Source organism: Paenibacillus sp. Aloe-11 (assembly GCF_000245715.1).
In the GTDB taxonomy this organism is placed as follows: Bacteria; Bacillota; Bacilli; order Paenibacillales; family Paenibacillaceae; genus Paenibacillus; species Paenibacillus kribbensis.
The window spans coordinates 85,220-109,146 of record NZ_JH601081.1 but is presented as its reverse complement, the minus strand read 5'-3'; the positions used below and the strand labels follow the sequence as shown (position 1 = coordinate 109,146).

16 protein-coding genes are annotated in these 23,927 nt (G+C 49.4%); 9 read left to right on the top strand and 7 right to left on the bottom strand.

Features of this window, described 5'->3' with window-relative positions; genetic code table 11:
• Window positions 1–62: 62 nt before the first annotated feature.
• The 5 genes from WG8_RS24685 (at window position 63) to WG8_RS29215 (ending at window position 6,738) form a co-directional block, all read left to right on the top strand.
• Entirely contained in the window at window positions 63–1,922 is a 1,860-nt protein-coding gene (locus tag WG8_RS24685) for a sensor histidine kinase (protein ID WP_043891396.1), read from the top strand.
• Window positions 1,915–3,561: a response regulator gene (locus tag WG8_RS24680; RefSeq protein WP_007433019.1), complete on the top strand. Its 1,647-nt coding sequence runs from the start codon at window positions 1,915–1,917 to the stop codon at window positions 3,559–3,561. Before WG8_RS24685 ends, WG8_RS24680 begins: the two co-directional genes overlap by 8 nt.
• 106 nt (window positions 3,562–3,667) lie before the next feature.
• A complete protein-coding gene (locus WG8_RS24675) occupies window positions 3,668–4,972 on the top strand; it encodes an ABC transporter substrate-binding protein (RefSeq protein ID WP_007433018.1) in 1,305 nt (434 codons plus the stop codon).
• Between the two features lie 280 nt (window positions 4,973–5,252).
• Window positions 5,253–6,281, top strand: coding sequence for an NADH:flavin oxidoreductase/NADH oxidase (locus WG8_RS24670; RefSeq protein WP_007433017.1), 1,029 nt, complete (start codon window positions 5,253–5,255; stop codon window positions 6,279–6,281).
• A 343-nt stretch (window positions 6,282–6,624) separates the two neighbouring features.
• A complete protein-coding gene (locus WG8_RS29215) occupies window positions 6,625–6,738 on the top strand; it encodes a putative holin-like toxin (protein WP_232289167.1) in 114 nt (37 codons plus the stop codon).
• A 179-nt stretch (window positions 6,739–6,917) separates the two neighbouring features.
• Here the strand turns inward: WG8_RS29215 and WG8_RS24665 are convergent, their stop codons facing one another.
• The 3 genes from WG8_RS24665 to WG8_RS24655 form a co-directional block, all read right to left on the bottom strand.
• On the bottom strand, window positions 6,918–10,343 hold the full coding sequence (locus WG8_RS24665) for a family 14 glycosylhydrolase (protein WP_007433015.1): 3,426 nt from the start codon (window positions 10,341–10,343) through the stop codon (window positions 6,918–6,920).
• 245 nt (window positions 10,344–10,588) lie between these two features.
• Window positions 10,589–12,844 carry an alpha-glucuronidase family glycosyl hydrolase gene (locus tag WG8_RS24660; RefSeq protein WP_007433014.1) on the bottom strand — a complete coding sequence of 752 codons (2,256 nt, stop codon included), beginning with the start codon at window positions 12,842–12,844 and terminating at the stop codon, window positions 10,589–10,591.
• Window positions 12,845–12,880: 36 nt separating this feature from the next.
• Window positions 12,881–15,076, bottom strand: coding sequence for a glycoside hydrolase family 52 protein (locus WG8_RS24655; protein ID WP_007433013.1), 2,196 nt, complete (start codon window positions 15,074–15,076; stop codon window positions 12,881–12,883).
• Between the two features lie 163 nt (window positions 15,077–15,239).
• Between WG8_RS24655 and WG8_RS24650 the strand changes: the two genes are divergently transcribed.
• Both WG8_RS24650 and WG8_RS24645 read left to right on the top strand, forming a co-directional pair.
• Entirely contained in the window at window positions 15,240–16,184 is a 945-nt protein-coding gene (locus WG8_RS24650) for a helix-turn-helix domain-containing protein (RefSeq protein WP_007433012.1), read from the top strand.
• Window positions 16,185–16,243: 59 nt separating this feature from the next.
• On the top strand, window positions 16,244–16,951 hold the full coding sequence (locus WG8_RS24645; protein ID WP_007433011.1) for an SDR family oxidoreductase: 708 nt from the start codon (window positions 16,244–16,246) through the stop codon (window positions 16,949–16,951).
• A 194-nt stretch (window positions 16,952–17,145) separates the two neighbouring features.
• Here WG8_RS24645 and WG8_RS24640 read toward each other — a convergent pair whose 3' ends face one another.
• Window positions 17,146–18,324: an MFS transporter gene (locus WG8_RS24640; protein ID WP_007433010.1), complete on the bottom strand. Its 1,179-nt coding sequence runs from the start codon at window positions 18,322–18,324 to the stop codon at window positions 17,146–17,148.
• Window positions 18,325–18,479: 155 nt separating this feature from the next.
• On the opposite strand from WG8_RS24640, the gene WG8_RS24635 reads away from it, so the two are divergent.
• Window positions 18,480–18,923 carry an Lrp/AsnC family transcriptional regulator gene (locus WG8_RS24635; protein WP_007433009.1) on the top strand — a complete coding sequence of 148 codons (444 nt, stop codon included), beginning with the start codon at window positions 18,480–18,482 and terminating at the stop codon, window positions 18,921–18,923.
• Here the strand turns inward: WG8_RS24635 and WG8_RS24630 are convergent.
• The 3 genes from WG8_RS24630 to WG8_RS24620 all read right to left on the bottom strand — a co-directional run bounded on the left by WG8_RS24630 (window position 18,909) and on the right by WG8_RS24620 (window position 21,697).
• A complete protein-coding gene (locus tag WG8_RS24630; protein ID WP_007433008.1) occupies window positions 18,909–20,090 on the bottom strand; it encodes a serine hydrolase domain-containing protein in 1,182 nt (393 codons plus the stop codon). The two genes, WG8_RS24635 and WG8_RS24630, sit on opposite strands and share 15 nt — an antisense overlap.
• Before the next feature lie 185 nt (window positions 20,091–20,275).
• Window positions 20,276–20,719, bottom strand: coding sequence for an AbrB/MazE/SpoVT family DNA-binding domain-containing protein (locus WG8_RS24625; RefSeq protein ID WP_007433007.1), 444 nt, complete (start codon window positions 20,717–20,719; stop codon window positions 20,276–20,278).
• A gap of 279 nt (window positions 20,720–20,998) precedes the next feature.
• A complete protein-coding gene (locus WG8_RS24620) occupies window positions 20,999–21,697 on the bottom strand; it encodes a GntR family transcriptional regulator (protein ID WP_007433006.1) in 699 nt (232 codons plus the stop codon).
• 172 nt (window positions 21,698–21,869) lie between these two features.
• Between WG8_RS24620 and WG8_RS24615 the strand changes: the two genes are divergently transcribed.
• Window positions 21,870–23,771: a beta-glucoside-specific PTS transporter subunit IIABC gene (locus WG8_RS24615; RefSeq protein WP_007433005.1), complete on the top strand. Its 1,902-nt coding sequence runs from the start codon at window positions 21,870–21,872 to the stop codon at window positions 23,769–23,771.
• The last annotated feature ends 156 nt before the right edge of the window (window positions 23,772–23,927 follow it).

The window sequence follows — 23,927 nt, the reverse complement described above, 5'->3', positions numbered from 1 at the left end:
TGAAAGTATAGGATAGCCTCTCGGCCGGACCAATGGATTTAAGAAAACAGTTGAGGGTAAAAATGTGTACGCTTTCAAAAGGGGCGATGATCATGATATTAGAACGGGCAGGCGCGCTTCTTCGATCCATATGGAGGCGAATTACGCAGAAATTAGTGAACAAGCTCATACTGCTTTTTACCTCGGTGATCATTCTGGTGGTGGGCTCGCTCACGATTATTTCCTATCAGATGATTGAAAAGGAGTCAGTCAACCATAGCATCGCCAGCACAACCAATAATCTGCTGCTGGTCAATCAAAATTTGGAGGATTACCTGGAAGGGATGCAACAGTTGGCGCTTCCGCAGCTTCGTTATAACGATATCATGAACGCGATTGCCAATGAGAACAATGACTATGCTTCGCGCATGGTCATTGAAAATTATTTGCGCAGCATGTTTTATTCGCGCAATGATCTGGAGGCCATCTATCTGTACGTGGCCGACCGCCATCAATACTATGTGGTTACTCGGGAGACGTATAACATTACGGTACGCAAAGGAGTTAACACGGATATTCCCAAGCTCTCCTGGTATCAAGAGGCGATGGCGAGCACGACCAACGAGTCGTTTCAATCCTTTGTGGGCTCCCGTTCCGATATGGGCTATGTGGCGCCGCAGGCCAGCTTTATGGCATATCATCGAGTGCTGAGGTCGATTGCATCCCGTCATCCGCAGGCGATGTTGTCCTTTTATTACAATACGAGCGCCGTCGACGATATCATGAAGAACATTCCACTGGGCAAAGGAGATCATCTGCTGCTGATAAACCCCGAACGGGTTCCCTTTTATGTGGACAGCTTTCCGCTGTATGAGCGGATACGGGATTCGGGGGTACTGGCACAGATCGGCAAGGGAGGAAGTGGACGGGTAACGTGGTCAGATCGCAGCAGCAACCAGGAGTATCTGATTGTTTATGATGCTGGCGAAAAGGAAGGCTGGCAGCTGATCAAGCCTATTCCTTACCGCCAAATTTATGAAGCGGCAACGACGACACGCAATTGGAGCTACGTGATCGGGGCTTTATTTTTAGGCGTATCTATTATTTTGGTGACGCTGACCTCGAATGCCATTACCCGGCCTTTACATAAGCTGTCTACCCAGATGAAGCGGTTTAGCACCGGAGATTTTGGGGCAGCGGCTCCTGTGAAGGGACATGACGAGATTGCGTATTTGTCACTGCATTTTAACGAAATGGTCCAGAGAACCGAAGAATTAATTAATGAGCGCTATCGAATGAAGCTGGTCGAAAAAAATGCCATACTCAAGGCACTGGAGGCTGAAATTAATCCTCATTTTCTGTATAATGCCCTGCAAGCTATATCCACACAGGCATTAAAGCGGGAGATGTTCGACATGGCCGATATGGTCGATGCCTTGGCCCAAACGCTGCGATATTCGATCAACGGCAAGGATATCGTGGCTGCCCGCGAAGAGCTCAAGCATATTGAACGATATATGGGCCTGCAAAAAGCAAGATTCGGGACGAGGCTGCGGTTGGAGCTGGTGTGGGAGGAAGCGCTGATGGAGCTGCAGATTCCGAGGTTATCCGTGCAGACGTTGGTGGAAAACTCCATCAAGCATGCACTGGAAAAAGTATCGAGCGATATCCTGATTGTGATTTCAGCCGAATCCGGTGCTACAGATGCCATCATTACAGTCAGGGATAACGGGCCGGGGATCTCGGAGGACAAGCTGAGACAGGTGCTGGATTCGTTCCATGAAAAATGGGAAGAACGGGAGAGCGAGCATATCGGCTTGAAGAATCTGAATACACGGTTAAAGCTTTTGTATGGAGATCAGGCAGGATTATTCATACTTGCAGATGAAACGGGAACGGAAATCAAAATGCGCATCCCCCAGGGAGGAAATATTCATGTATAACGTACTGATCATTGACGATGAGGAGCCGTTGCGCGAAGCCATTCGTATTGTCGGGGATTGGGAGCATCTCGGCATCGAGCATATCTATGAGGCAACGAACGGAAGGCTTGGGCTGGAGATGCTGAGTCAGTACAACATAGATGTGGTCATGGTGGATATGAAAATGCCGGAGCTGAACGGTATCGAGTTTCTTCGTGCCATCGAAAAGGCGTATCCCCATCTGCTGACGATTGTCATTAGCGGCTACAACGATTTCGAATATACACGACAGGCGATACAGTCCCGGGTGGTGGACTATTTGCTGAAGCCGATCCACCGACAGGATCTGAACCAGGCGCTGCGCAAGGCCGTGGACATCCTGGCAAGCCGCAAGCAAAGCGAAAACGAGTTCATCAGCCAGAACATTACGCTGAATATGTCGCTGCCCAAGCTGAAGGAGAAGCTGTATCTGTCCATTTTAGATGGCAGCTTCAAAAGGCAAGCGAATACGACGCTGCTCCCCTTGATCGGAGCAGATCAACCGGGGAATCGCTTTGGAGTGAGCGTACTGCGGCTGTTGAACAGGGATGAGGTTCGCAGGACACGTTTTCATGGCGATACCGAACTGATGGACTTTGCCGTAACGAATGTGCTGGCTCAGACATCGGACGAGCGATTGAGCTGCTTTAGCTTCCCTCATCCAAGAAGGGAGCGTGAAGTCATCTCTGTCTGTACCCTGGCTCCGGGACGGGAAGAGCATATGGCTCTTCTGCTGGCACAGGTGACACAGAAGGCGGTGACGAACCTGCATGGGCTGTTCGGCATGGTGGTGGCCGTCGGGGTAGGCCAGCCTTGCACAGATGTAATGGAGCTGGCGTCTGCTTACGCGGATGCGAAGGCGCTTATTCACAGCACAGATGTGTTAAAGCTGGAAGGAGCATCCGTTCTCCATACGACGCCGCGGCAGATGATAAAGTCAGAGGAAGTGCAGTGGACGGATCGGCTGCTGCTGATCCAAAAGGACGCCCAGACAGGCCAGGCGAACCGGGCAAAGGTACTGCTAAACGATCTGCTGAAGTCATTGGCATCCGGCTCTGTGTTCCGCTTGCAGGACGCGGATCGGTTGATCAGGGAGTTTCATTTTTTGCTGAGAGAAGCAGCGGTTGAATTGGGCGCATCTGTGTTGGCATCTAGTCAAAAGGGCGCTTTTGGGGAAGTGGAACGGGTGGCTGAAGGCGAGCTGACTGCTGATTTTACAAGCTTTGCCGACTACGGACAGAGGCTGACCCGGATGCTGGAGCTTTACATTGCCGGGGTTCAGCATGCCCAGGCGGGGAACCAGCCCTTTGACATATCGGATATCAAAAAGCATATCGACCGTTACTATTTTGAGGATATCAAAATTTCATTTTTTGCCGAGACTTATTTCTTGAGTCGGGAGTATCTGATGAAGCTGTTCAAGCAGCAGTTTGGTTATGGCATTCACGAATATGTACAGAAGGTTCGCATGGACAAGGCGAAGGAACTGCTGAGCGATTCCAGTCTGAAAATTCAGGAGATTTCCGATATGCTGGGCTACAAGGATAAAAACTACTTCAGCAAGGCTTTTCGCAATTATTATCAGGTTTCACCGTCCGAGTATCGCGTGAGCCTGCAATAAACTACTTTTTTACCCTTAACGCTTCACTTATCTGCCTTTTTAAATCGGACCATATTTTTTAGAATGAGCGCATGGACGTTGATCACAAACAAATGGGGGAGTATCCATGTTAAAGAAGATGATGGCGTTGTCCGGCAGTTTGCTATTGACGGTCGGTTTGTTGAGCGGGTGCGGAAGCAGCGGTGACTCAGACGCGGCGAAAGGGAAGGCTGGCGGCAACGAAGAATTGAAACCGGTTACAATCAATATGTTCACAGCCTCACCGGAGTATACGGATGCTTTTAACGCGTATATTGAGGAGTATAAGAAGGTCAAGCCTAACGTAAAGATCAATCTGGAAATCATGCAGGCAGACTATAACACGATTCTCAAGTCGAAAATTGCCTCAGGCAGTACACCGGATGTATTCCAAACGACGGCAGGAGGCGATATTGATACGTATGCTGATTATAGCGCCGATCTGACCAATGAACCGCTGGCGGCAGCCATGACAGATGCAGTTCGGGCGAATATGAGCTCCAGCGACGGCAAAGTGCTGGGCTTACCAGTGAAGGGGAACCTGTTTGCGCTGATTTACAACAAGGATTTGCTTGCCAAGGCCGGAGTAACCTCCCCGCCTAAGACGATTGCGGAGATGCAGGACGCAGTCACCAAGCTTGAGGCGAAAGGCATTACTCCATTTGCCAACGCGTATAAAGAGTGGTGGGTATGGAAGCACATCTTCCAGCACTATGTAGATGCCGCCGCGCAGGATGCGGGCGTAGAGCCGAAGCAGCTCGTTAGTGATTTTATTGCAGGCAAAGCCAAAATCAAGGACTACCCGGTGCTGTACAACAACTTCTTCAGCTTCATTGATTTGACGGTGAAGCATGGCACAGATAAGCCGCTGGAACGGGACAGCAATGCGGAAGTGAGTGATTTTGCATCCGGTAAAGCTGCGTTTATGACAGGTAAAGGCGCATGGGATGAGGAAGCAATCAAGAAGATTAATCCTGATCTCAAGATTGGCATCATGGGATATCCGGTAAGTGACAAAGCCGAACAATCGGTCATCATTACCGGGGCGGATCAGGCGCTGCGTATTAACAAGGATTCCGAGGTAGCCAAGGAAACGATTGAATTTTTCAACTGGCTATACACCTCAGAATACGGTAAGAACTGGTTCTCCCAAGTAGCAAAAGTAATTCCTCCAATTAAGGATGCGCCGCTTCCTGATCTGGAGATGCCTAAGGAAATGGAAAGTATTTTGAAAACATCGAAGTCCGGTGATCTGTCTGTCAACTACTCGCTGGATACGTTCCACCAAAAGTTTGGCGAGCTGATGCAGGCTTATATCAGCGGCAACATGAACAAGGATCAGGCGGTTGCAGAGATTGAAAAGGCCTGGGTACAATTAGGCTCGTCACAATAAGGCTGATTTTACAGAGACGTCCGCAAGGACGTCTTTTTGTGCTATGGAGAGGCTTTTGAAGGAGTATTGACAAAAAAATATCTAATAATATTTAAATATTTACTTGCAAAAAGTTATTGGATTATGGATAATAGATTGTGTGCAATATATCTACGACATACAATATACATAATGACTGCACGGTGCAAATACGAGGGATACTCCGGTTGGGGAATCTCTTTGTTCCGTTTGGGCTGTGCCGATTTTGGTAGTACAGATTAGAAAAGAGAGGATGAACATTTTGACGAATTCGTTGTTTACACCGTATAAACTCAAGGATTTGGAATTAAAAAATCGTGTAGTCATGGCCCCAATGTGCCAATACTCGGTGACGGCCAAGGACGGGATTCCGAATGATTGGCATCATGTTCACTACTTAAGCCGGGCTATTGGAGGCACGGGTCTAATTATTATAGAAATGACGGACGTAGAGCCGGATGGACGAATCACGGACTATGATTTGGGACTCTGGTCAGATGAACATATTCCTGCTTTTAAAAAGATCGTGGACGGCGTGCATGCGCACGGGGCCAAGGTAGGTATCCAAATTGCCCACGCGGGCCGTAAAGCTGAGGATGCGGCAGTGCCAGTGGCTCCTTCTGCCATTGTCTACCCGGATGCGGGTTATAAACAGCCACGCGCACTCACCACGGAAGAAGTACAGGGCATGGTGCAAAAATTCGCAGATGCCGCCCGCCGTGCGGTTCAAGCGGGTGTGGACACGATTGAGCTTCATGGTGCGCACGGTTATTTGATTCACCAATTCCATTCGCCGCTCACGAACAAGCGGGATGACGTATATGGTCAGGATTTATCCCGTTTCGGTGTTGAAGTCATTCAGGCTGTACGCAAGGAAATGCCTGCAGGCATGCCGTTGATCTTCCGCATCAGCGCGGTGGAATACGTGGACGGCGGATACGATGTGGATCATGCCATCGAGCTGAGCCGTGCTTATCAAGCTGCCGGCGTAGATGTCGTTCATGTCAGCTCAGGCGGGGAAGGCCCGGCCGGAGCAAGAAAGCCGGGCAACTATCCGGGCTACCAAGTGCCGTTCGCGCGCCAAATTCGCGAAGCGCTGAGCGTTCCGGTGATCGCTGTCGGCGCACTGGATGACCCGGCCCTGGCGCAGTCTGTTATCGGCAACGAGGATGCCGATCTGGTCGCTATAGGACGCGGATTGCTGCGCAATCCTTACTGGGGCACGCATGCAGCGGTCACGCTGCGCGGCGAGAAGCCTTCCATACCTGAACAATATCAACGTGGCTACTGAGGCCTAAGTAATCCCACGTTGTTTATATATAAACAGGCACCTGACGAAGTATACGCTTCGTTGCAGGTGCCTGTTTTGTTTTAGAGGACAGACATTAAAATGTAAGCAATCTTGCAATCGATACTCGTATGGATTAGTGTTTGAGATGTTGAGAGGCTATTTCGAAATAGAGAAATAAATAGAATATGTAAGTAGAAAAAGACGATGAGTGTCCGTATGAGGTTGGTTGAATAAACTGTAAAATGTTGTCGCAGAACGACGGATTTACGTGCTATAATTCCAGTAACAACAGAATGGCTTAGGTGGGCGGTCGGCTAAGTCTCCCGGAAGGGAGGTGATGCCTGTGGAGGTTAAAGATGCTCTGACATTAATGATGATGTTCGGCACGCTATTAGTAGCGTTGATCGGATTAATCGTTACGATTGTTATTGCGTTGAACCAAAACAAATCGAAATAGACCGCCCTGGAGAGGGAAACACGGTCTATTTCTAATAGCTAGCCCTTTTCAGCCGACCGCTCTTCAAAGCGGCTGTTGCCAAGAGTAGGGATGTTACCAGCATCCTTGCTCTTTTTTAGTATAACCTTCTATAGCTCATTTTAGCACATTTGAATAATCAATGTAACTGAATGCGGCTGTTACTTGGTGAAAACTTTAATCTCCTTCGGAGCGAGCGTCACGGTGATCGAACCGTTGTTGATCTGAATGGAGTCGTTGCTTAACTGATTGGTCAGACGGGTGCCGTTGGACAGATTGTCAAAGTTGCCAATCGTGCGGGTTTGGCTACTCCACGAGTTGTTGATGAGTACGATAGCCTCGTCGCCATTTTTAGAGCGCTGGAAGCTGTAAAAGGAGTCGTCTGCCCATTTTTCCTTTTGGCTGCCGTTTTGTAGGGCAGGGTGGCTGTTGCGCACACGGTTTAGTTTGGCAATGTACTGGTACAGCTCATGATTGGCGTTAAACACGACGTTTTCACGGTTGGCGGGATCATCTCCGCCGCTAAAGCCCTGCTCGGTGCCTTGATAGATGATTGGAATCCCGCGCGACGTCAAAGTAAAGCCCAAGGCGGCCTTGAGCTGTGGCCATTTGTCAGAGCTGGCACCAGGCTTGCCGGAGGCATCGTTGAGGAAGCGCTTCACATCATGATTGTCGATAAATACGCCGTTCGTCTGGGCATCGCGATAGTAACGGTCATCCGAGTAGCGTTCCTTGATTTTGGTCATGGACTGATCGCGCCCGAAAACATCCTTGATCGTATAATACATGGGGAAATCCAGTGCGGCATCGAGATATCGGGTGTAATCGCCTACATAAGCGGGATCGCCGCTATAAATTTCACCGATGGTAAAGGTATTGGCCGCTTGGTCAAAATCCTTCAGGAAGCCTTTAGGTACATGCTTGGCAGTGTCCACCCGCAGTCCGTCGACGCCTGTCTCGTTCAGAAGCCATTTGATCCAGTTTTTGAGCTCGTTGGCGGTTGCGGGGTTGTCTTGATTCAGGTCATCCAGTCCGGCCACATCACCGTTTTCGATTTTCCATTGGTTGTTGGAGCTGTAGTCTGCCCCTGTGATGTCGCCATTGTGATGATACCAGTCTGCTTTGTCAAAAGGGGCCTTAGCGAAGCCGTTTGCTGGTTGAAAATCGCCTGTGTGATTGACAACTACGTCCAGCATAATGGCGATTTTTTTGTCGTGCGCTTTACGGACCAACTCTTTGAACTTGTCCATGGTTCCGAGATGCCCATCTACTGCATAAAAATCATACGTATGATAGCCGTGATAAGCGAATTCGCTCTTTTGCATCGTTACCGGAGTAATCCAGATGGCGGTAAAGCCCATATTCTGAATGTAGTCGAGCTGATTGATTATGCCTTGAAAATCGCCGCCATGCCATTTGCGCATGTCGCTGTTGTTGGAATTGAAGCCACCGTAATTATCGTTCGATGTATCCCCGTTGCTGAAACGGTCTGTCATGATAAAGTAAATGCTCTGTTTGCTCCAGTCGGTGCCAAGGGGAGATGGATTGGAGGGATTACCCGGTTCAGTGGGAGTAGAGCCGCCCGAAGGCGACCCCGTTTGGACAGTTCCTGCGGCTCCGTTAGAGCCAGGTGTGTAGGTAGAAGTACCTGTGCTAAAGAAGTAGTTTTTGGTGTTGTTGCTGTCCCAGTTGTTATTGCCGTCATTAAAGGCGGCTTCCAATTGGGAAGCAGAACCGATATCGACGGTAATTTTAGCATAGCCGCTAATCTCGGCATCCTGCATTTTCACACCGGGCACGGCAGTCCAGTTTCCGCCAGCCGGGCGATAGTGAATGTAAGGTGTGTTGAAGCCTTTTTTGTAGTATACAGTTACCTTGTTAGTTGTACTGCCGCCATCCCCGGGATCGGTACCCGATGGAGCGCCAGATGTGATGGTTCCCGCATTGCCGCTGTTGCCTGGCGTGTAAGTAGAAGTACCTGTGCTGAAGTAGTAGTTTTTGGTGTTGTTGCTGTCCCAGTTGTTGTTGCCGTCATTAAAGGCGGCTTCCAATTGGGAAGCAGAGCCGATATCGACGGTAATTTTGGCATAACCGCTAATCTCGGCCTCTTGCATTTTCACGCCAGGCACAGCCGTCCAGTTTCCGCCAGCCGGGCGGTAGTGAATGTAAGGCGAGTTGAAGCCTTTTTTGTAGTATATGGTTACCTTGTTGCCTGTACCACCGCCGTTATCGCTGGGCTTGGCCTTGCTGATAATATATTGTTTGAATCCATTCATTTCCCCTGTTGGTGAGCCGTCGCTGTTGACGAGATTGTTGATGCGCAATAGCGTAAAGCCGTGATAACCGAATTTCGTGATTTTTTCTTCAATCTTCTGGAATCCGCTGCCGCCTGTTGGGAGTGCATTTTCACCATTCAGGCGAACGCCCTTCGCATTCGCGATTGAGGAGATGGTATCTACCAGTGTGGACGGCAGGGAATAATTCGGTGCAGTGCCACTGTCATTCATCTCCAGTGCAGTAAAGGTCAAATCCAGATCGGCATCTTTGAACTTCTGAATGAGACGATTGTAATCATAATATCCGCCAGCATGCTCTGTGCTGTGAGGCATGGCAGGGTTGTTCATCTGCCAGTGCAGTCCGGAAATCTTGGCTCCGATGCGGACGCCGAACACGGAATCGAAGTTTTTGTGAGCAGCTGCTCCGATGACGCCCAGATGGTTTTCGAGCACGCTTTGGTACCACGACAGAAAATCCTTTCCATAGGTAGAATTATACCCGCCGTTCGTGTAAAATCCGTCCCCGTCAGTCGGCGGGTTGATTTGGCTAAGGCTGCTTAGCTTGGTACTCCAAGCCGCATTAATCTTGTCCAATGATCCATACTTTTCATTCATGGCCGTGCGGAACGCATTTTTGGCTGTTTCAGTATAGGCTTGGAACTTGCCCCGTGCCGGGTAGCTCCATCCTGCCGCCGGATAGTATGACGGGTATCGCAATTCGCCGGAAGGGCCACCGCTTAAATAGATTTTGGGGATCATGCTTTTGTATCCGGCAAAATGTTCAGCGAACGAGGCATACAGTTCATCATATTGCTTGCCAGCCCCGCTCCATAGCGGCGAAAGGGCTTCGTTATTGACATAGCCGCTTTCATCCTTGAACTGCATTTCATCTGCACTGCCTTTGCTCGACAGCCAGCTTGGCAGCGGGATGTTGCAGTCATCCCCGACATTTCCCCCACACTTATGCGTAGAGATAATAGGAACCCATTTCAGTCCTGCCTCTTTCACAGCGTTGGCATACGTCTTGTAATAGCTCCAATCGAACTGGTTATCTCCTGCACTTTCCACATAGCCCCACCAGACGTCGGTGGTGATGGCATACACGCCGTTGCTTTTCAGCGTTTGCAGTTGCTTTTTGAATGCGCCCCAGTCATTGATTTTTGCCAGCGGTCCCATAACGGAAGCCTGAAAATCATCAGCAACTGCGGCGCTCGCCGTATTGGAGGGTGAGCCAATGAAGGCGGTCAGAGACAGCACAAGGCTTAGCAGAATCAGGCACCCTTTGTTCCATAGACTTCGATACAAGATCAAACCGATCATCCTCCCCAAAGCATAGTTTATTTCGACAACATTTTGTAAACGTCTACAAAAATAGTATAAAGCAAGCGGTTGCATAAAAAGAAGAATTTATTGCACACTCGGGGTGGAGAAATATGACCATTTTGCAGTGACAATCTTGTGCTTCCATACGAGTACAAGCAAAAAAACAAGGCATAGGTCTGAATCAGACGCATGCCTTTTAGGGATGTTCGAATAGTAAATTCCAGCATATTTCCTTAATAGATAGGACGATTCTTTCGGTCGGCAATGCCACTTTTGCGGTAAAAATACGTATTGATCCGATCCCGCCATTCCTTGGCGTGCTCAGCCTGATGCTCCAGCCGCTCAAGCACCTGTTCATATATCCCTTCATTCAGCTGCTCCCGCAGACTGATCCAAGTGTCTTTAAGCTGGGCCGCACGTTCAGCACCTTCAAAATGGGTATCATAGATATGCTGAATGACCGTTTGGCCGGAGTGGAGCGTGTGCGTATAAGGAACATGGTGAAAAAATAATAGCAATTCATCCGGGCAGGTGTCAGTAGATTCGTAAATATCGGCATGAGGAGAAAAATATTGTCCTGCATAGCCCGTTCCGGTTGCTGTCGTGCGGTCTACACCAATCCCCCAGCAATCGGCAAAATGGTAGGTGCCCCACATCGAATATTCATAGCCGTCCACATCCGGCCCGTAATGGTGACCGGGACTAACCATCCAGCCGACCCCGAGAGGAGCGGTGTAGGATTCGTAGATATTCCACGAATCGAGCAGCATTTGCTTAATGGCAGGAATCAAATCTGCACTGGCATCATCAGCCCCTTGCCCGCTAAACGTCAGCCGAACCCATTCATCCGCGATTTCATCTGCGGACAGCTCCGGGTCCCATGCCAACCGTCCGTAGCCGTAAAGATTGGATTGGGCGAGCAAATGTCCGGTCCAATTAGCGTCAGCTCCAATATTGGACACAGCGGCGATCCCATAGTTGCCGCGTTTGGGAGAAGGGCTCGTTTGTTCCTCTTGGAAGCTTCCGCTGCCGACATGGACAATAGCCTTCCTGCGGCTGGAAGCAGAATCGCTCTTGCTATGCAGAGCGCCACTCACAATTCGCTTGATGGTGGAGCCTTTTCCCTGTGCATAGGTGTCAAAATCCAGTACCTCCTTCCATTGCGGAACAAGGTAACACAGATGTCGCTGCTGTCCCGTGTACTCTTGTGCAATCTGAAATTCCAGCAGTACCTGGGTAGCTTCCAGCGCACCAAACAGGGGAGAGACAGGCTCCCGCACCTGAAAATCCATGGGGCCATTTTTAATCTGTAAAATGACATTATCCCGAAACAGCCCATCCAGTGGCTTAAAATGGTCAAAGGCCGCGCGAGCCCGATCCGTCTTGCGGTCCCGCCAATCCTGCTTGCAGTCATAGACAAAGCAGCGCCAAATCACACGCCCGCCATAGGGCCGCAGCGCATCTGCCAGCATGTTGGCTCCATCGGCGTGATGACGCCCGTAGCTGAACGGGCCGGGCCGATTCTCGGAATCAGCCTTGACCACGAAGCCGCCCAGATCGGGAACAGCAGCGTAAATCTCCCGGGCCTTGGCCTGCCACCATCCAGCTACACCGGGGTCCAGCGGATCGGCGGTGGTTAATCCGCCGAGCTGAATAGGGCTGGCATAGTTAATGCTCAGGTAGATTTGGATGCCATAGGCGCGAAACACCGCGGCCACTCTGGCCACATCCGGTAGAAATGTAGCTGTAATCAGCTCGGTTTCTACGTGATGGACATTCACATTGTTAATGGATAGCGCCTGAATGCCAACAGAGGCAAGCAGACGAGCATAGTCTCGAAGGCAATCCATATTTGTAGTAAAGGCATAATTGTCATAGAAAATGGACGCGCCCGCATACCCGCGCTCTACACTGCCGTCCATGTTATCCCAGTGGTTAATCATACGGATAGGATTAGCCGGATTGGACAGCACATCCAGAATGGGTGCCTGCAACGATTCTTCGCTGGTAGGCTTCAGCTTGCCATCCAGTCCACCTTGCAGGTAGCGCAGCAGATGAAAAACCCCATATAATACGCCTTTGCTGGTCTGCCCGGCGACCGTGACGTACGCCCCTTTGATATCATCGTTTTTATATGGAGCTGAATGTGCCGGGTTGGAAGTCTCCATCCCGCGAATTCGGTAGCCTTCTGTGCTCACTTCTGCCTGTTCTTCTGGGCTAAATCGTTCTGCAACCCATGCATGCTCTTGGAATGTACCCAAAGCGATGAATGGCGCACTCACAGGAACGGCGCTGATCCGCGGCTCCTGTCCGAACATGGAGCTCAATCCGTGCTGAAGCTCACTTGCAGCTGTTTGAAGCACTTCATCTGCCTTTTGAGCCACAATGACTTTGCACCAAGCTGGCAAATTCTCCACCTTACGATTACGTCGATAATGCAGCCAAGCGTTATAGCCGCTCTCTTTTTGCATATCCATACGCTTGCTCATATTTGGGGCCTCCTTTTGGGCAGGTGAAGGTTATTGTCAGACATGCTGCTCCTGATCCTGACTCATATGCCGGGGAAGAACGAGACGATTGCCCTTGCCTTCATACAGCCATAAAATAGCGGTAACTCCGCGGGGGTAATATTTGCTGCCGTGGGCAATGCCGGAGAGCATTTGGTCGCTCCAGCACCAGTAGGATTCCTCGGGGTGAAGGAGCCATGAAACATGGGCGGCATCTGCGGCCTGCCCTGCTTCTTCCCAAGGCAGCTCCAGCAGCTCACGGGCGATAAACTGCGACAGATAGATTTTACTCAGCCAGGAGTTGTTACTGGTCGAGGACAGCTTCCAGCCCCCATCTTCGAACAGGCAAACCCCTGGTACCAGTACGGTTTCCAAATGGCGTCGCAGTGCCTGGATATATCCGCCGAACCGTCCATCAGGCTTAAGCGCGTCCTCACAGCCTGTAAAGTAAGGGAAGATCAGCCCCTCAATCGCAGGGATAATCTGTGAATCATTGCCTTCCTGAATGACGGCCGGAATATAGCCCTTGTCTGTCATGTGTGCTGTGATCGCTGCTGCACATTTGTCTGCCTGTAAGCCAGCTTCTCGTGCAAGCGAGTCGAGACCTTCTGAGGCAAACACCTTTTCCAGCGCAATATATACAGCCCAGCATTTGCTGCCCAGATAAATGTTGTTGCGGGACTGGCCCAGGGATACGTCCAGACTATCGTAGGTCGTAATTTCCGCACCTCCAAGGGTTCTGGAGCTGTCCAGGCCCATTAAGCCGTTACGTTGTGCCGGGTCTGGATGATCCCGCTGCAGCATGCTATCGAAGCACTCACGCAGGGTAGGCAGCATACGTGTCGTAAATGACCGATCCTGTGTCTGCTCGATATATACTATGGCGCAGCATAGCCAGTTCACCAGCTCTTCGTGGCTCATATAAGAGAAGCAGCCGTCAATCCCTGCCAGCTCATAACAGGAATACCCCTGCCGGGAGAACACATTCGCCACGCCCATATCGTGCGTAAACGTGATACCGCCCGAATGGGTTTGTTCCTCTCCAGGAAAGCGTACCTCATCCCGGTAGCTGTATCGTTTGACAAACCACTCCAGCTCGTTCCGTACCGTCCACGGGTTCCAAATCAATTCATAATAGAGCTGATCCGCCGTCAGATCGAGCGTATTCATCATCCGATACTCGCCTTCGTTCACAATCCAGATCGGTTCTCCGTCTGCTTGCTGACTAAGCAACTGGGTGCTGCCGTAGTAGCTGTGAATGGCCTGGGCGAGCATGAATTCCTGATCCGGGCTCAAGCTTGCAGATTCCATCCAGCGATTAGCCTGGACACAGGCTGCGGTCAGGTCTGCAAAATGCTCCAAGGCATAGCTCCCCACGTCTTCAATATCCTTGAATAGCCGGGTGTAGTAATACGCCGCTTCGATGCCTGTCGTCACGATGCCACCGCGATAGAAGCATATGGCGAAGGAATACGTACGCTTCTCGCCTGCCGGAACATCCATGAGGAGTGCACCAGTCAAGCCCAGGCCAAAGGATAAATTCTCGGCCATAGGCTCTCCGAGCAGCTTCTCCAGTGCAAATCCACTGGCAGGTATCGCCTCGCTGCTGTTGGTCACAATGGCTGTGCTGCGCCCTTGGCCGATGCCTGTGAGTCTATCCGAGCGGGGAGAATTCGTAGCATCCCTGCGCGGGTCCTCTCCTACAATGCGTATGCCGCTGTAGGGATCACTGCCCTGATAGCCGAAAAAAGCTCTCCGTGCAGCAGTCCCCTGCGTGTTATCGACCGTTAGCTCGGCAAATACCGCCGGAACCAGCGCTGCCCGCAGCTCGCTTGTGTTCGCAGATCCTGGCTCGGGCACCGGACGAACCGGAGAGTACAGCCGGAACGTCAAATCCCCGGCCTGCCATGTATCCGTTCCCGCTTTCAGCTCACGGGTAATGTCTTGATCAGCAAAGGCAACGAGTAGCGGCTCTATTTTTTTATCCTTTTTCTCCACATCATAGCGAGTGCTTTCGTCCTGTGCAGATGCGAAAAAAGGAAGCGCCTCGTATACGCTGCCGTCTCTGGATTGCAGCCCGATGTATACATTTTCATCCGCAGGCTTCCCCAGCTCCAGGCCGAGTCCGCCGCGATTTCCCTTAAACCCGAGCGTAAAGCTGGAGAAGGCACCTATAGGTGCATGTTGTGTGTTATAAAATATGCTTTTCGTCATATAGTAAAACCCCTTTCACAATGAAGTTTAACTTTCGTTTAACACACATAGAGCCTAGCATGTCATTTGCAAGGGAGCCATTGTCAAATCGCTCAACTATTTATCCAAATCGCGCCAAACACGATATACTGGGGGTAATTACTATGCAGTCAGGAGGGAAAACATGTCATCACCACGTTTACCAAAGCGTCCGGATCACCCAGACCTTACGGCTGCCGGGGAGGAATTCTTTTTTCCCGATGTGCGGACTACGGTCAATCTGTTTGCCATCCATACGCGAAGTGTCGGAAGAGACTGGAGCTATCCACCACATGAGCATCCTCAATATGAAATTAACGTCGTGCTTGCGGGAGAACAGATCATGGTCGTGGATGGTCGCAGCTATACGCAGCGTGAGGGTGATTTGGTGCTGCTGCGGCCGGGAATCGTCCACTCCAGCCATAGCAGTGGAGAGGGCTTTACGTATTTTTGCATGCATTTTGATATTGATGATAAGCTGTTTCTTTCGCTACTGAGCCGTTTGGAGCAAGTCCTGTTCCCGGCCGAAGGCACGGTAGCGGGGCAAATGGGACCGGCACTGAGCAAGCTGCTCGATCTTTCTGCGCTAGAAGACATGGGAGCAGGCGGTGATTCGGTGGCCAAGCGTATGCGGATTCAGTCCGCTGTATTTGAGCTGTTTGCCACGTTGTGGGAAGCGGTATCGAGCGAAGCGGCACATCTGCCAGGACGCGGATACGTGCAGACAGAGCTTGCCCATCAGATTGCCAGTCGTCTTCAGGGCAGGGTGAATCAGCCTTTTGGACAAGTCGGCTCAGTGGAAAAACAGGACGGGATCGAGGGGATTTCATCGGAGCTGGGCATTAGTGTGTCCCATTGTAACCGTGTGTTTAGGAGTGTTTTCGGCGTATCCCCCCGTGTATATCTGTCCGGGCTTGTCCTGCATGAAGCCAAGCTGCTGTTGGCTGATCCGCAATGGTCAGTACAGCAAATTGCTGACATGCTAGGCTACGGAGATATTGCGCATTTTAGCAGACAATTCAAGCGTTGGTCGGGTCAGTCGCCGACCTCCTACCGCAAAAGCGCGGTGCAGGGAAACCCGTCTGAATAAAAATATGTATACTCATAAAATAGTTATGTTATAATCCCTATAAAGGAGCTGAGATTAATATGAATTTACAGCATCAGCGTGTCGTCGTAATTGGCGGCAGTTCAGGTATAGGGCTGGCAACAGCCATAGAAGCAGCAAAACAGGGGGCGAGTATCGTGATCGCCGGGCGTTCTGCGGACAAACTGGAGCAGGCGAAGAAACTCATCCCTGCCGAATCGGTGGAAGCCTTCCAACTGAACAATCAGAAGGAGGAGGAAGTGCAGGCGTTTTTTGAAAAGGTCGGAGCATTCGATCATTTGTTCACACCGGGCGCGAGCTATACACGTGGTCCGATCACTATAGATACGGAAAAGGCGAAAACTCCGTTTGAGGGGAAATTCTGGCCGCAATATTTTGCTGCTAAGCATGCGGTGCCGCATATCTCCAGGGACGGCTCGATCGTCCTCATGTCCGGGGCTTTCAGCCAGCGGCCAATGGGCTTTGGTGCTACATATGGAGCGGCCAACGGCGCCATCGAAAGCTTGGGCAAGGCGTTGGCGGTGGAATTGGCCCCGGTACGGGTCAATGTCGTATCTCCCGGCACCATTTGGCGAGACGGCCCCGAGGGCGAGCAGCGGGCGCAGGCTTTTGAGGAATACAAGGAAGTCACCTTGCTCCGTCGAGTGGGCTATAACGAGGAAATCGCACACACCGTGTTGTACCTGATGACGAACAAGTTTACCACTGGAAGCGTGCTGTTCCCGGATGGTGGCTATACGCTGATCTAAAGCGCACAGAAGTGTATGTTTCATTCTGATCTGATCCGACAGGCAGGAATAAATCTTTAAACAAAAACCGGTTCAACACCATACAAAGTGTTGACCGGTTTTTTTATGATAACAGGTTTGGTTCTTCCGTTACTCCATCCGCAGTCTTGTCACTGGATAGCCCCGAACAACATTGCCTAAACCCTTGCAACTCTTTAGTTCTGCACTTCTAATCTTTTATATTTTCGAAAAATACGTGGATAAATCACTTTAGACCCGATGCATACCAGCGCTAGCATGGCGAACAACAAGCCGCTCCACAGCGTCCCCTGTATCCCTGCTCTGGCAATAAACCACCCCCCTGCCAGCGAGCCCAGTGAAACCCCTAGGTTAATAAACGAGATATAAAGACTGTTGGCAAACGCGGGAGCTTCTTTGGCCTCATCGATCACCCAAATCTGGGCGACAATCAGCCCACTGGTATGAACGGCCCCCCACACGATAATGATGAAGAGCGTAGGGATAAATGAAGAACTGATCCCGTACAACAGCAAATAGGTGCCCCCCAAGACTACTGGATGAAAAAGAGCGGTGCGAACCTTATGCAGGCCCATGAGCTTGCCAGCCAATAGATTGCCGAGCATTCCGCCGATACCAAAAATAATAAGCAGAAAGCTAATAACATCGCTGCTCATACCTGTGTTTTGCCCCAAATATTCGGCAGAATAGCTATACACCGAGAACATGGCTGCAAAAATAAAAGTAGCCGCCCCGATATTGAGCCATAGCGGTATTTTACGCAAAATGCCAAGCTGCTTCCGGTAGGAGGACATTTCGGCTTGCGGTGTATCCGGCAGCATGAATAAAATGCCGACCCCTGCAATCCCATTCGCTACCGCAGTAAACCAGAAGGAGGCCTCGTAGGAAAATTGATTGGCGATATAGGCCGTAATCGGAATACCGAGTACCATTCCCATACTCGTGCCGAGAAAGGCTTTGGCGGAAGCTTGTGTTGCTTTTTCCGGGGGATACAACGCAGTGGCGGCGACAAAAGCCAGCGAGAAATACACCGGGTGGAACAGAGCCGGAATGATACGTAAAATCACCAGCAGATAAAAGTTGGATGTATAGGCTGACAGCAAGCTTGTTACGGCAAAAACAAACAACGACATTGTCATGATTCGCTTGCGGTTAAACCTGGACATCAATAGCACCATGAAGGGACCAAACAGCGCGATGATCAATGCAAATGAACTGACAAGAAACCCGGCCTGAGCTGTCGTAATATGAAAACGTTCAATGATGACCGGCAAAATGCCAACCACACCGAACTCAATCGTGTACACGCCGAATAGGCCAAGCGCAATGAAAAGCAGGGGCTTTCTATATTTCATTAGTTTCATTCCCTCTCTATGTCTTCCCGCTTTACGTCCTTGATTTTGCATGCTAATATTTTATTAAAGCACGAAATTGTAAGTCAATACCCGAAATGTACATAATAATAATTGTGTTTATGCAATATGACCTTGGATTTAAGGAGATGAATTTGATGGACCAAGTGGACCATAAAATTTTGTTGTGTCTACAAAACCAGGCGCGTATCTCCATGACCGAGCTGGGTAAGGAGGTTGGACTTTCCCAGCCTGCCGTAACGGAAAGAGTGCGGCGCATGGAGGATAAAGGGATCATCACCGGGTATCGTGCCATGGTTTCACATGAGAAAGTCGGGAAGCCGATCATGGCTCATGTGCTCGTGCACACGAATCAATGCAGTTCATTTGTTGAGTTTTGCCAATCTGCACCTGAAGTCATTGAGTGCCATCGAATCAGCGGCGAGCAAAATTATCTACTTAAGGTTATGACCGAATCCATGCTTAAGCTGGAGCAATTCGGGGATGAGTGCGGAAAGCACGGTCACTCTACCACGTTAATCGTCCTGTCCTCGCCTGTAGAGCACAAACATGTAACGCCCGTTTTATCAGACCCTATTTGAGCTGCCGTAAATGGCTTGGCAAAGCTCGGTTGTAAACGGACCTGACATACCTTCATATACTGTATTGGTAAAAGCGACTACACTGAGTCTTTGCGCGGGATCAACGAACCACGAATGACCGTAAGCTCCTCCGAGGCGCCACGTTCCGGGGGATTCTGCTGTTCCACTTTCGTCGGGATTGTGGAGTACGGTGAATCCCAGTCCAAAGCCCCGCCCTGGCCAGCTTGCCAAGGGGAGGCTTCCGGTCTGGATGGTGCCCATTTCACGAACCCACTCCTCCGGAAGTAAAGGATTGCCGCCGTTTCGCAGTGTTTCCAGCAGCCGCATGAAATCTTTTGCGCTGCCAATCATACCTGAGCCACCAGAATGAAAGGCCGTGGGATCAAAGGCTCGTGCAGGCTGAAAACGAATCCCCGCTGTGCCTTCAAAAACCTGTGCAACCTCAAGCTCACGCATTCGCCGGGGTTCTGGTGTATCGTTAACATAAGGAGCGGCAAGCCGTCCGGCATCAACGACCGAGAAACTGGTATCGTGCATACCCAGAGGTTCTGTAACGAGCTTTTTGACAGCTGCATCAAGGGTTGTGCCACATACACGGCTAATGATAGCTCCGAGTACATCAGTGGCAATCGAATAGCCCCATGCTTTACCTGGTGTATACAACAGAGGCACGGAAGCCAAACGTTGCAAGTTCTCTTCCAGCGTAAGATTTGAGAAATCCATGCCATCCGACACGCCTGCACGATGATAGGGCCCGCCGCCTTCCTCCTCTAAAAAGCCATAGGTCAACCCTGCAGTATGTGTGAGTAATTGGCGTACTGTAATGGATGGCTGTTCGCCGCTGATTAATCGGGGGCGGAAGTCCGGTAACCAGCGCTCTATAGATTCATCGAGTTCAATCAACCCTTGGGCGGCCAAAACCAAGGCCGCAGTAGATACAATCGGCTTGGACACAGAAGAGAGCCGAAATAAAGCATTCTCATGCATAAGACGATGTTCTTCTCGATCAGCCAGCCCCGCCGCACGGACATACACGGGTGAACCATCCAAATATATCATGACCACTGCGCCGATTAGACGCTTCTCGGCAAGGGTTTGATCCAGGACTGCATTTACACGTCCGTCCAGACCATCTTGTATCGCAAAAACTTTACTTTCCAAACTCATGAATACCTCATCCTCTCTATGATCCAGCGGTTACCGCTTGGTGGAACTTAGTTTACAGGATGAGAAGGCGATATTACATATGTAAACAAAGGTATTGAGTGGGTATTAACGTTAAAATAAAATTATATTATAATGATGGCCTTGGATTTAAATGAATAGGATTTTACAAGAAGCTATGCTGCGTTTTACAGTAGCTTTTTAAGCTGAGATACACGCCCTTGTGAGACCCCAAGCCATTTTGCATAATCGTATTGTCTGGCATCGGGATGCTCCTGCATAAGCTCTCTAAGGCGTCCGAGCAATTTTTCTGCCGATTGATTCGTTCTTTTTGGAAGTGTATGTTCTTGAACAGAAGGAGCTGGTATGGGGCAACAATCGATATTCCCCTTTAATTTCTGGGTGCAGTCTACGCATAAAAATGAAGCTCTGTAATATGTCAGGTGTTCAACTGTGCCACACAGCTTACAGGTGACACCTGTATACTTCTTTAAAGCCATAAAGCCTGTTTCCTCATCCACAAAAAATTCTACCGAATCCCCACATTTAATATTCATAGTCACCCGTATTTCCTTGGGAACAACGATTCGATTCAAAGTATCCAACGAGCGCGTCATACCTGTGTTTTTCATAATCTACCTCCTATTAAAAAGATGATAAGTAATAAAATAGTAGTATTCATTGTTGTTCCAAAAGATGGTACTATGGTGAACAGGAAAACATTTCATAATAATATGAATTTTTGAACTACATAGATTCTGTCAGAGCCATCCGACGATGGCTGATGTACGGTAGGCTAGCTGATCGAGTCTATGGATGTAACTTTTTCGTTTTTGGAGGTATTGCGAATCAAAATCACACCAAAAAACCTGGCGATTTGCCAGGTTTTTTTCAGTATAATCTTGTTCTCCTTAAATATATTGCCCCTTTCCCTGAATAAAGAACTGCGATTGTAGATAGTTGTACGTATTTCTGGCGAAGTCAAACGGTTGACCATTGCTTAAATGAAAAGTTTGATCAACGAGCAACTTCGGATCACCCGGTTTCAGACCCAGATGCTCCGCTTCCTCTTCATTCAGCTTATCCACGTGTAAGTAAGAGTCATAGAAGACGATCTTTACATTCAGCGCATCCTGCAAATATTTAAAGATGGAATCCAGTACGATTTCCTTGTTGAGGTAAGTCACAACGGATTTATTAAAGTAGGATTCTTCAATACAAAACGGCTGATCGAAGATGTAGCGGATTCTTTTGACATAGTACACGTCTTCATCCATACCGATATTGAGATTATTTGCCACTTCTTTTGTCGGCTTGCGCAGGTCCAGTTCGAGCAGCTTGGACGAAACGTTATCCTTCTTCTTGCTATCGTTTATCTGTAGGCTAATATAGCCTGTACGTTTCAGCTTACGGACAAAGATGCCGCTGCCCCGAATCTGAAATATATTTTCGTTTTTATCCAGCAATTCCAATGCCTTAATGATCGTGCTTTTGCTCACATCAAAATGTGTCATCCACGTCTCCAAGACAGGTAGCTTATCGCCCTGGTTAAGCTGTTTCTCTTCAATGTATTTCTCAATTTTCTTTGCGATTTGATGATATTTTAACATGAGTATTCCTCTTCACTTGATTATCAGTTATTAATGATTAAATTGTAACATATACCTGATCGAAACACACACTGTTAAATTATAACCAAACATATTTTTTATCATCTTGTTGAAAAATTGTACCGTTATAATTATAATGTAAACGTACACATGAGATTAGGGGGCGATTGAGATGGCAGAAAAAGTTAGAGATTATCCAAAGCTTGCACAAAGCATTCTGGACGCTGTTGGTGGCCAAAGTAATGTTATTGGGGCTACACGCTGCGCCACCCGGCTTCGATTGGTGCTTAAGCAATCAAGCCCAGAGGCGAAAGAAATTGTGGGAACGCTACCAGGGGTTATTACCGTCGTAGAAAGCGGCGGGCAATTTCAGGTTGTTATTGGACAGCATGTCGGCGAAGTCTTCGAATCATTTGCAGGTCTCGTGAACCTGGATGATACTGCAGTAGAACAGGGCGACAAAAGAACCGTATTGAACCGGATCATTGCTACGATGTCGGCAGTCTTCGCGCCCTTCATTTATATCCTGGCTGCAGCTGGTATTTTGCAGGGGATTTTGATCCTGATCAACCTGGTGTCCGACAGCTTCGCGATTACGGGAACCTATCAGGTACTGAGCTTCATGTCATGGGCTCCTTTCACGTTCTTACCAATCTTCATCGCGATTACGGCATCAAAGTACTTTAAAGTGAATACCTTTATCGCCGTTGCTTGTAGTGTTGCATTGGTTAGCCCTGACTGGGCAACAATGGCAGCAAGTATTACAGACGGAGCGAGCATCAGCTTCCTGGGTATTCCCTTGACGGGAACGACATATACGTCCTCGGTGCTTCCACCGCTTCTCCTGGTATGGTTCTTGTCCTATCTGGAACGCTTCCTGAACAAAAGAATACATGAAATGATCCGGCCGTTGTTCGTTCCATTACTATCCATGGTTATTATGGTTCCGCTGACTATTTTGCTACTCGGACCCTTGTCAACATGGGGGGCAAATGGTATTGCTGCTGGTTACAATTTCCTTGCTGAGAACTTACCGTGGCTTGCAGGGGCAATTATCGGCAGCGCATGGCAGATTATCGTAATCTTTGGCATCCATTGGGGCGTTCTACCGATGGTTCTTGCGAACTTTGATCTCTATGGTCGGGATTCATTCCAGGCTTATCAGACGATTGCCATTATTGCTCAAATCGGTGCCGTGCTTGGCGTTATTTTGAAGACCAGAAATCAGGAAACCCGCAAAGTCGGTGTCTCCGCAGGTATTACGGGATTGTTTGGCATTACGGAACCGGCGATCTACGGCATTACTCTCAAATTCAAGAAGCCGATAATCTACGGATGTATTTCTGGTGGTATCGGCGCGATTGCAGCCAGTTTCTTTAATCCATTCTACTTTGCTTATGCCGGACTGCCAGGCCCACTGACGCTTGTCAACGGAATCAGTGATGAGTCGCCGATGTCCATCTGGGGCATTCTGATCGGTGCTGCCATTGCGTTCATTCTTCCCATTATTTTTATTCAAATTTGGGGTTACGGTGAAGACAAAGTGAAAGCAACGGCTGCAGCAACTCCAACTCCAGCCAGTGAAACACCAGCCGCTACTACCGTTCCTTCCGAGGAAGGGGAAGAAGCCATTTCTGCTCCACTGGTGGGCAGAGTTGTACTGCTTTCCGAAGTCCCTGACGAAGCGTTCAGCTCAGGAGCCATGGGCCAAGGCGTTGCCATTGAGCCGTTGGAAGGTAAGTTGTATGCACCGTTTGCTGGAACGGTTGCAACGACCACGCCTTCCAAGCATGCGATCGGACTGCGTTCGGCATCCGGCGTTGAATTGTTCGTTCACATCGGTATAGATACGGTGAAATTAAAAGGGGCGCCATTCACCTTGCATGTCAAGGAAGGCGACAGCATCAATAAAGGCGATTTGCTTATCGAATTCGACATCGCCATGATCAAGAATGCAGGCATGTCGACCATAACACCTGTCCTTATTACGAATGCATACGAGTACCAAAATGTGATTCAAGAAGACGCAGATCAAAGCGCTTTGACTCAAAAATTGCTTACAGTCATTAAGTAAGACAACAATACCATGATAAAAACCAGATTACCTGAAATTTCCTAGGGGGTGCGCTCTCGTCACCCATTAATTTGGGGGTGGCTGGAACCAGGGAAGCAAGGGTTCAAACGGTGTTAATGAAGGTAACGGATCATGAAGCGCTACAAAACTTTGAAT

What these genes read in the sequence shown, in the direction of transcription:
- WG8_RS24660 (WP_007433014.1), bottom strand. Translation starts at nt 12,844, where the DNA reads ATGAGCAAGCGTATGGATATGCAAAAAGAGAGCGGCTATAACGCTTGG.
- WG8_RS24625 (WP_007433007.1), bottom strand. Translation starts at nt 20,719, where the DNA reads ATGAAAAACACAGGTATGACGCGCTCGTTGGATACTTTGAATCGAATC.
- WG8_RS24615 (WP_007433005.1), top strand. Translation starts at nt 21,870, where the DNA reads ATGGCAGAAAAAGTTAGAGATTATCCAAAGCTTGCACAAAGCATTCTG.
- WG8_RS24655 (WP_007433013.1), bottom strand. Translation starts at nt 15,076, where the DNA reads ATGACGAAAAGCATATTTTATAACACACAACATGCACCTATAGGTGCC.
- WG8_RS24680 (WP_007433019.1), top strand. Translation starts at nt 1,915, where the DNA reads ATGTATAACGTACTGATCATTGACGATGAGGAGCCGTTGCGCGAAGCC.
- WG8_RS24620 (WP_007433006.1), bottom strand. Translation starts at nt 21,697, where the DNA reads ATGTTAAAATATCATCAAATCGCAAAGAAAATTGAGAAATACATTGAA.
- WG8_RS24685 (WP_043891396.1), top strand. Translation starts at nt 63, where the DNA reads ATGTGTACGCTTTCAAAAGGGGCGATGATCATGATATTAGAACGGGCA.
- WG8_RS24645 (WP_007433011.1), top strand. Translation starts at nt 16,244, where the DNA reads ATGAATTTACAGCATCAGCGTGTCGTCGTAATTGGCGGCAGTTCAGGT.
- WG8_RS24635 (WP_007433009.1), top strand. Translation starts at nt 18,480, where the DNA reads ATGGACCAAGTGGACCATAAAATTTTGTTGTGTCTACAAAACCAGGCG.
- WG8_RS24650 (WP_007433012.1), top strand. Translation starts at nt 15,240, where the DNA reads ATGTCATCACCACGTTTACCAAAGCGTCCGGATCACCCAGACCTTACG.
- WG8_RS24630 (WP_007433008.1), bottom strand. Translation starts at nt 20,090, where the DNA reads ATGAGTTTGGAAAGTAAAGTTTTTGCGATACAAGATGGTCTGGACGGA.
- WG8_RS24640 (WP_007433010.1), bottom strand. Translation starts at nt 18,324, where the DNA reads ATGAAATATAGAAAGCCCCTGCTTTTCATTGCGCTTGGCCTATTCGGC.
- WG8_RS24675 (WP_007433018.1), top strand. Translation starts at nt 3,668, where the DNA reads ATGTTAAAGAAGATGATGGCGTTGTCCGGCAGTTTGCTATTGACGGTC.